Annotated in this window: 6 protein-coding genes; 1 reads left to right on the plus strand and 5 read right to left on the minus strand. The window is 74.3% G+C overall.

Going from position 1 to position 8,088, the window contains the following annotated elements; translation table 11 throughout:
- Positions 1-10: 10 nt before the first annotated feature.
- The 5 genes from ACFZAU_RS35695 to egtA form a co-directional block, all read right to left on the minus strand.
- Entirely contained in the window at positions 11-1,555 is a 1,545-nt protein-coding gene (locus tag ACFZAU_RS35695; protein ID WP_500555614.1) for an FUSC family protein, read from the minus strand.
- 108 nt (positions 1,556-1,663) lie between these two features.
- The gene (gene egtD, locus ACFZAU_RS35700; protein WP_499603204.1) at positions 1,664-2,626 is read right to left on the minus strand and encodes an L-histidine N(alpha)-methyltransferase; all 963 of its coding nucleotides are present in this window, start codon (positions 2,624-2,626) and stop codon (positions 1,664-1,666) included.
- The gene (gene egtC, locus ACFZAU_RS35705) at positions 2,623-3,378 is read right to left on the minus strand and encodes an ergothioneine biosynthesis protein EgtC (RefSeq protein WP_500555615.1); all 756 of its coding nucleotides are present in this window, start codon (positions 3,376-3,378) and stop codon (positions 2,623-2,625) included. The genes egtD and egtC overlap by 4 nt, the downstream gene beginning before the upstream one ends.
- A 28-nt stretch (positions 3,379-3,406) precedes the next feature.
- Positions 3,407-4,738, minus strand: coding sequence for an ergothioneine biosynthesis protein EgtB (gene egtB / locus ACFZAU_RS35710; RefSeq protein ID WP_500555616.1), 1,332 nt, complete (start codon positions 4,736-4,738; stop codon positions 3,407-3,409).
- On the minus strand, positions 4,735-5,991 hold the full coding sequence (gene egtA / locus ACFZAU_RS35715; protein WP_500555617.1) for an ergothioneine biosynthesis glutamate--cysteine ligase EgtA: 1,257 nt from the start codon (positions 5,989-5,991) through the stop codon (positions 4,735-4,737). The genes egtB and egtA overlap by 4 nt, the downstream gene beginning before the upstream one ends.
- 582 nt (positions 5,992-6,573) lie before the next feature.
- Between egtA and ACFZAU_RS35720 the strand changes: the two genes are divergently transcribed.
- On the plus strand, positions 6,574-7,782 hold the full coding sequence (locus ACFZAU_RS35720) for an IS701 family transposase (RefSeq protein ID WP_500555618.1): 1,209 nt from the start codon (positions 6,574-6,576) through the stop codon (positions 7,780-7,782).
- Positions 7,783-8,088: the final 306 nt, after the last annotated feature.

An 8,088-nucleotide genomic window follows, 5' to 3' on the forward strand; every position in this document is an offset into this window, starting at 1 on the left:
GTACGCGTCGTCAGGTCACGGTGACGGACCGGCCTTGGTGGCACCGACCTGCCAGCATCAGGTGCCCGCGCTCCTCCGCGGCGGCGATGCGCCGTTCGGGCAGGGCCCGGCCCCACCACTCGCCGGAGGCGGTGTCGGCGGCCTCGCGCAGTTCCAGGAGCGCGGCCGCCAGCCGGGCCTCGCGGGCGACGGGCGCGGTGAGCTCGTGCTCCAGGCGCTGCAGTGCGGCCGCCACCCGGTGGCCCACCCGGCGGTTCGGTACGGCGAAGCAGGCCAGCAGCCCGGCCGCGGCGCCGACGAGGGTGTCCAGCCAGCGGTCGGCCACCAGGTGGCCGGCGGGCTGCGCGCCCGTGAACTCGGTCATGACCATCGCCATCGGCGTCACGAAGGCGCTGGCGATCCAGTAGTTGCGCGCGATCGTCGCCTCGGCCGCGACGTTGCACGCCAGGGCGGTCGCGATGAGCGCCGCGGCCCCGGTGGCCGTGACCGGCACCAGCGCCGTGAACAGCAGCACCCCCAGGAGGTTGCCGAGTACCCGCTGCAGCGCCCGGTGCCAGGACAGGGTGGTGTTGGCCGCGAAGACGGCCGCGGCGGTCACCACGGCCCAGGAGGGCCGGTCCACGCCCAGCGCCGTCGATCCCCACCCCGCCAGGGCGCTGCCCAGCAGGACGCGCAGCCCGACCGGGAGCAGGTGCCGCGGGGCGGGCCGGTGCGGCCGCCGGCCCGCGCGGCCGGTCCGGGTGCCGACCGAGGGGGCGGGGGTGCGTGCGGCGGGGCCCGGGTCGGGCAGGGCGCGGGTCCGGCGCAGGGCACGGGCCCACGCGGTGAGCCGGTCCCCGTCGGCCGGGTCCGCGGCCTCGGCGCGCGCCAGCAGCCGCTCCAGGCCCGCCAGGTGGGCGGTGGTCCGGGCGCCGCGCAGGGTGTGCCAGGCGGTGTGCACGGCGACGGTGGCCTCGTGCCGGCTGCCGGGGGCGCCCCCGTCGGCCAGGGCGCGGGCCCGGGCTTCCAGGGCCCGGGCGACGGCGGCGCGCTCGGGGGCGTACGGCCGCACGAGCGCGGGGGCCATGCACACCAGCCAGGCGACGGCCCCGCCGAGCAGCGTCAGCCCGGTGTGGGCCGGCACCTGCCCGAGTGTCTGCGGGACGAAGGCGGCGCTCGCCGCCACGAAGGTGAAGATCACGTTCTCGGGCGGCCCGATCCGCGTCGCGTCGCACACCACCTTGTGCACGGCGGCGAGGAGGGCGGCCACCGCCACCCGCAGCGGCGTCGACTGCGTCAGCGCGGCGGTGGTCAGCGCGAGCCCGGTCCCGGCCGCCATGCCCAGGACGACCAGGGCGAGCACCCTGGCCCGGGCCGCGTAGGGCAGCCCGTGCGCGTACAGGGCGCACAGCCCGCCGCCCGCGGCGTACGGCACCAGGTCCAGCCGCCCGAGGGCCAGCAGCGTCACCTCGACCGGGCCCACGGCGGCGACGACGCCGAGCGCCCGGTGGTGCCAGAGGTCCTGCACGGAACGGAGCCGGAGGACACCGCGGACGGGCAGGGGGAAAGCGGACATGCTGAAAAGCTTAGCAGGTGTTTTACTCGTGAAACATCTGCCGACGCGGCAAGGACGCGGTGGCCGGCCCCGTCCCCGGGACCGGCCACCGCGTCCTTGCCGCCCGGCTCAGGCCGGGAACGCCAGCGACAGTGCGAAGCGGTCCCCGGCGTCGGTCCACCAGTGGCGCAGGGCGAGACCGGCGGCCGCCAGCTCCGCCCGCACGCCCTCCTCGCGGAACTTCGCGGAGACCTCGGTGCGCATCGTCTCCCCGCGCGCGAAGTCCACGGTCAGGTCGAGCGCCGGTACCTTCACGGTCACGTCGGCGCGCGCCCGCAGGCGCATCTCGATCCACTCCTCCTCGCGGTCCCACACGGCGACGTGGTCGAAGTCGTCCGGGTGGAAGTCCGCGCCGAGCTCGCGGTCGATGACCGACAGGACGTTCTTGTTGAAGGCGGCCGTGACGCCCTGCGCGTCGTCGTACGCCGCCACCAGCGTCTGTTCGTCCTTGACCAGGTCGGTGCCGAGCAGCAGCGCGTCGCCCGGGGAGAGCAGCGCGCGGACCGAGGAGAGGAAGTGCGCCCGCTCCTGCGGCAGCAGGTTGCCGATCGTGCCGCCCAGGAAGGCGACCAGCCGGGGGCCGGGCGTCCCGGGCAGGGCCAGGCCGTGCTGGAAGTCGGCGACGAGCGCGTGCACGGACAGGTCCCGGTGGTCGGCGAGCAGGGCCTCGCCCGCGCCGGTGAGCGCGGACTCGCTGACGTCGATCGGCACGTACGTCAGCGGCCCTCCCAGCGCGCCGATCAGCAGCCGGGTCTTCTCCGAGGAACCGGAACCCAGCTCCACCAGGGTGCGGGCACCGGTCGCCGCGGCGATCTCCGGCGCACGCGCGTGCAGGATCTCCCGCTCGGCGCGGGTCGGGTAGTACTCGGGCAGCCGGGTGATCTCCTCGAACAGCTCGCTGCCACGGGCGTCGTAGAACCACTTGGGCGGGAGCTGCTTGGGGCTGCGGGTCAGTCCGTACGCGACGTCGGCGCGCAGCGCGGCCGCGGTGGCGTCGGCGGGCAGGGTGCGGGTGAGGGTGAACGGGCTCACAGGTGCGGCTCCTTGAGCGGGATCAGCAGGACCTCGGTGGGATCGCCGTACAGCAGGTGGCGGTCGGGGACCTCGGTCCAGCGCGGACTGTCGTCGTACGGCTCGGAGGCCACGACGAGGGAGCGGCCGGGCACGTCCAGGTACCAGAGCGTGTCGCCCCAGGCGGTGCCGGCGATCGCCCGGCCGTCGGTCAGCAGGAAGTTGAGCCGTGAGTCGGGGGTGAGCGCGGCCAGCCGGCCGACGGTGTCGGCGAGCGCCTCGTCCGCCGGGGCGCCGGCCCGCAGCCGGTGCAGGGTCAGCGCCCAGGCCAGGGCCGAGTCGCAGCGCGCCTCCAGGGTCAGCAGCTCGTGCGGGGGCAGCGCGGCGGCCGCCTCGGCGACCGAGTGCGGCCAGCCGCGCAGCGCCCCGTTGTGGCTGAACAGCCAGCGGTCCGCCGTGTACGGGGCCGCGGCGGACTCGTCGGCCACCGAGCCCTCGGTGATGTCGCGGACCGCGCCGAGCAGCGCACCGGAGCGTGTCACCCGGCACACGTCCGCGAAGGACGGGTCGTCCCAGACCGGCCCCGCGCGCCGGTAGCGCGCGGGCAGCGGGTCGCCGTCCGCGTACCAGCCGAGCCCGAAGCCGTCGGCGTTGACCGTGCCGTACTTCTGCCGGCGCGGCGCCCACGACTGGCGGTACAGCGAGTGCGGCGGGTCGATGACGAGTTCGCGGAGCGTGACGGGCGGACCCACGTACGCCAGGTGCCGGCACATCAGCCGCGCCCCCGTCTGCCCGGGGCCCTCACACCTGCTCCGGACGGGCGTCGCGGGCGGTGCGGAAGCCGGCGAAGATCTGCCGCCGGACCGGGTAGTCCCAGTTGCGGAAGGTGCCCCGGCAGGCCACCTCGTCCACGGCGAAGGAACCGCCCCGCAGCACCTTGTGGTCGGGGCCGAAGAACACCTCCGAGTACTCCTTGTACGGGAACGGCGCGAAGCCCGGGTAGGGCAGGAAGTCGCTCGCCGTCCACTCCCACACGTCGCCGATCAGCTGCCGTACGCCCAGCGCCGAGGCACCCGCCGGGTAGCTGCCCACCGGGGCCGGCTGCAGGTGCCGCTGGCCGAGGTTGGCGTGCTCGGGACCGGGGTCGGCGTCGCCCCACGGGTAGCGGCGGGAACGCCCCGTCGCCGGGTCGTGCCGGGCCGCCTTCTCCCACTCCGTCTCGGTGGGCAGCCGGCGTCCGGCCCAGCGGGCGTACGCGTCGGCCTCGTACCAGGACACGTGCAGCACCGGCTCCTCGCGCGGCACCGGCTCGGTCACCCCGAAGCGGCGGCGCAGCCACGTACCGCCCTCCCGGTGCCAGAACAGCGGGGCGGCCAGGCCGTGTTCGCGGACGAGCGCCCAGCCGGCCGGGGTCCACCAGCGCTCGTCCCCGTAGCCGCCGTCCTCGACGAAGGCCAGGTACGCGCCGTTGCTCACCGGCACCGTGTCGATGTAGAACGGCGCCACCTCGCGCACGTGCGAAGGACGTTCGTTGTCCAGCGACCACGGCTCGGTCGAGGTGCCCATGGTGAACAGACCGCCGGGGACCAGGACCTCGGCCGGCAGCAGCGCCGTGTCCGCGGGGGCGGGCGGCGGCGGGGGAGCGGTGAGGGCCACCGGGCCGCGCCGCAGCTGATGCGTGATCAGCATCGTCTCGTCGTGCTGCTGTTCGTGCTGGGCGATCATGCCGAAGGCGAAGGCCGCGTCGGTCAGCGGGGTGCCGCGCAGCGGTGCCCGCTCCAGGATGTCCAGCACCCTGCCGCGCACCTCGGCCGTGTAGGCGTGCGCCTCCGCGGGCGGCAGCAGCGGCAGCGTGGGACGCTCCGAACGCGGGTGCTCGAAGGCGTCGTAGATCGGGTCGATGTCGGGGCGCAGGGCCTCACGGCCGCCGACGTTCCGCAGCAGCCACTGCTCCTCCTGGTTGCCGATGTGGGCCAGGTCCCAGACCAGGGGGGACATCAACGGGGAGTGCTGGGCGGTGAGTTCACGGTCGTCCACGCAGGTGGTGAGCGCCCGGGTGCGCTCGCGCGCGGTGGTCAGGGCGTCCAGCGCCCGCCGGCGCAGGGCTTCGGGGTCGAGCGCGGGTGCGGTCACGTGCGGCTCTCCTTGCGTAGGAATGCGTCGAGCATGTCGTCGGCGGGACAGCGGCCGCGTTCGACGTAGCGCTCGGTGAAGTCGTCCACCGCCCGCCGTACGGCCCGGTCCGCCCCGAGCCGGGGCAGGGCCTCGCGGGCCGCGGCGAAGCAGGTCACGGCGATGGGGTGGAGCTCGGGGTCGGCCAGACCGTGCCGGGCGGCGCGCCGCCACAGCGGGTTGCGGGGCGCCGGGTCCCGGCCCGCCGCGTCGGCGAGCGGCTTCACCGCCCGGTAGGCGACCTCGGAGGCGGCGGCGTCGTCGAAGAGCGCCACGGCCACCGCCAGCGGCACGATCCAGCCGTCCCGTCCCGGCTGCGCGTCGATCATGCGCAGCTCCAGGTAGCCGCGCGGCCGCACCGGCGGGAAGAGCGTCGACAGGTGGTAGTCCAGGTCGGCGAGGGTCGGCCGGCGGTGCGAGCCGTCACGGATCCAGTCGCGGAAGGTGAGCCCGTGCGGCACCGTCCACGGTCCCTCGTCGCCGCGGATGCACAGCACCGGGGCGTCCAGGGCGTAGGCCGTCCAGGCCGCACGCGGGTCGCCCCCGCCGGGCGGCGCGAGGGTGCGCCCGGGGTCCAGCGCCGCCCACACCGCCTGCCGGGTGGACCGCCAGCCGGTCGGGCGGCCGGTGCTGAGCGGCGAGTTGGCGAACGCCGCCACCAGGACCGCGCCCAGCAGGTGCGCCAGCAGCCAGCGTCTGCCGAGGCCGAAGGGACCCGGCTCCTCGGTGCCCGAGTCCAGGCAGACCTGGACCGAGGCCGTGGAGCACATCATGGCCCGGCCCGCGGGTCCGGACCGGTCGAAGTACGCCTCCATGGCGGCGTACCGGGGCTCGTCCAGCAGCCGGCGGGGCCGTCGCCAGGGGTCGTGGCCGTGGCCGGCCAGGACGAGGCCGTCCCGGCGGAGCCGGTGGCGTACGGAGTGGAGTTCGGCTGCCGCGGCGTTGACGCACGCGGTCAGCGAGGGGGCGGGCAGCGAGCTGAGCTCCAGCTGTCCGCCGGGCTCGGTCGTGAGCCGGGAGCGGAGGTGCAGGTCGTGCAGTCCGGCGACGGCGGCGCCGAGCCGGGCGGGGCCCACCGGGCGGGCCGGGTCGTGCGGGTCGTGGAGGAACCATTCCAGTTCCACGCCTATGCGGCGCGGCGGGCCGGTCTTGAAGCAGATGCCCTGGATATGGTCCTCCGCTGTCGTCTCGCTGATCGGTTCGGATGTCTCCATCCGCTGACTGGTGCCGGGCATGGCCGGGACCTCCCGTCGAAGGCGGCTCTCCGTGTCCGCCCGGCCGGGGCCGGACGGTGTCCGTACCACCTAATCCCTTCGGTCCGGGCCGCTCAAGAGCGCCCCGGACGAACGGCCGAGGGACGGCAGGTGACACCCGTGTCGAGGGCGGCCTCTGCCGTCCGGTCCGAATCAAGACTGGACCGCCACCCGGCGGCCCGCATCTCCAGAACGTATCTGCGCAGGTCGGACGGTTCATGCCGGAATCTCCCCCGAGGACGGCGCGCTGCACGCCCCGGTGTTCCGCCCCGCCGGTCGCCCGCGCGTGCGGGGTGCTCCGTCGCGCGGGCCCTGCGCGGGTCCCGACGCGCTGGTACGGCCGGGAACAGCTCGCGCGCCCCGGCGACCGCTCCCGTGCGGTCGCCCGAACCGGTCGTGGCACATGGGCTGCGTCTGCCCGGACGGACCCGCACGAAACGACCGTCTACGGGCCGGGCGGGACGGCGGGTCGCGGGCTCAGCGGTCTAGTAGGGCTTTGTTAGCTGTCTGGTCAGGTGGCGGTGCTGGTGGTTCGCTGCGGTCATGAGGCCGGATGAATTAGCCGCGTGTCGTGAGCGGTTGGAGGAGTTCGCCAGGGAGGTGTTCGCGCCGCTGGCGCGTGTGGATCAGCGGGCCAAAGGTGGTCTGTATCTGCGCGGCCTGCTCCTGGACGGGCGCCGCAAATCGATGCAGCCGATGGCCGGACGCCTCGGGGTGGATCATCAGCAGTTGCAGCAGTTCATGACGTCCTCGACCTGGCCGGTGGGCGTGGTCCGGGCAGGGCTGGCCCGCCGGGCGGTGACGGTGGTGCGACCGCAGGTGTGGGTGGTGGACGACACCGGCTTCCCCAAGGACGGCATCGCCTCGCCCGGGGTGGCCCGCCAGTACTCTGGAACACTGGGCAAGGTCGGCAACTGCCAGATCGGTGTCAGCGTGCATGCCGCCTCCGACACCGCCTCGTGTCCGCTGTCATGGCGGCTGTTCCTGCCGGTGGGCTGGGATGAACCCGAAGCGGCCGATCGGCGGGCAAGCTGCGGCATCCCCGAGGACGAACACCACCGCCCGAAGTGGCAGCTCGTGGTGGAGATGCTCGATGAGCTGGCCACCGGCAAACTGCGGCCCGCGGTGCTGGTCGCGGACGCCGGCTACGGCACCAACGCCGACTTCCGGCATGCCCTGGAGGACCGGGGCCTGGCCTACTCACTACAGGTCAAGGGCGAGATGACCGCACACAGCCAGGATGCGATGCCCGAGCAGCCGCCCTACGGCGGGCTCGGGCCCCGGCCGCTGCCCCGCTACCGGACCCGGCCGGTGAGCCTGCGCGACCACGTCCTGGCCGTCGGTCGCGAAGGGGCGGTGTCGGTGACCTGGCGCAAGGGCTCCAAAGCCGCGCTGACCTCGCGCTTTGTGTTCCTTCGGGTCCGGCTGGCCGGACGCCGGCCGAAACCGGCCGCCGACGGTGTCATCGGGCTGACCTGGCTGATCGCCCAATGGCCCGAAGGCGAAGACGAGCCGGTCAGGTACTGGATATCCAACCTGCCCGCGGACATCCCCGCCCGTGACCTGGTCCGGATCGCGAAGTCACGCTGGCGCATCGAACACGACTACCGGGAGCTGAAGACCAGCCTCGGCCTCGACCACTTCGAAGGCCGTTCCTTCCTCGGCTGGCACCGCCACGTCACCCTCGTCACCGCCGCCCACCTGTTCCTGACCGAGCAACGAACCTGCCCAAAAGCCCCTGCCAGGGCCTGACCCTCTACCAGGCCCTGGACCTGCTCCAACACCTCCTGGCCACCTGGACCGGCACCTGCCCAACCTGCCGACAACCCACCCCATGGCAGCCCTACGACACCACCTAACAAAGCCCTACTAGAGCCTGTCGTCAAATGAGCTCCCCCAGCCACCGCTGGGAGGTGCCCCCACCGCCCGGAGGGCGGGCTCAGCGGCTCCCCCGGCTTGCGCTGGGAGGTGCCCCCAGGTGTGGTGCATCGCAAGGCGGAGAGTCGTCCTCGTAGTGGGCTACTCGGACGATTCGACAACGCAGCGTGGGGGCACCTC

It is taken from the genome of Streptomyces sp. NPDC008238, assembly GCF_042956445.1.
Lineage (GTDB): Bacteria > Actinomycetota > Actinomycetes > Streptomycetales > Streptomycetaceae > Actinacidiphila.

Coding starts and splice junctions, on each gene's coding strand:
- ACFZAU_RS35695 (WP_500555614.1), bottom strand. CDS start 1,555: ATGTCCGCTTTCCCCCTGCCCGTCCGCGGTGTCCTCCGGCTCCGTTCC.
- egtC (WP_500555615.1), bottom strand. CDS start 3,378: ATGTGCCGGCACCTGGCGTACGTGGGTCCGCCCGTCACGCTCCGCGAA.
- egtA (WP_500555617.1), bottom strand. CDS start 5,991: ATGGAGACATCCGAACCGATCAGCGAGACGACAGCGGAGGACCATATC.
- ACFZAU_RS35720 (WP_500555618.1), top strand. CDS start 6,574: ATGAGGCCGGATGAATTAGCCGCGTGTCGTGAGCGGTTGGAGGAGTTC.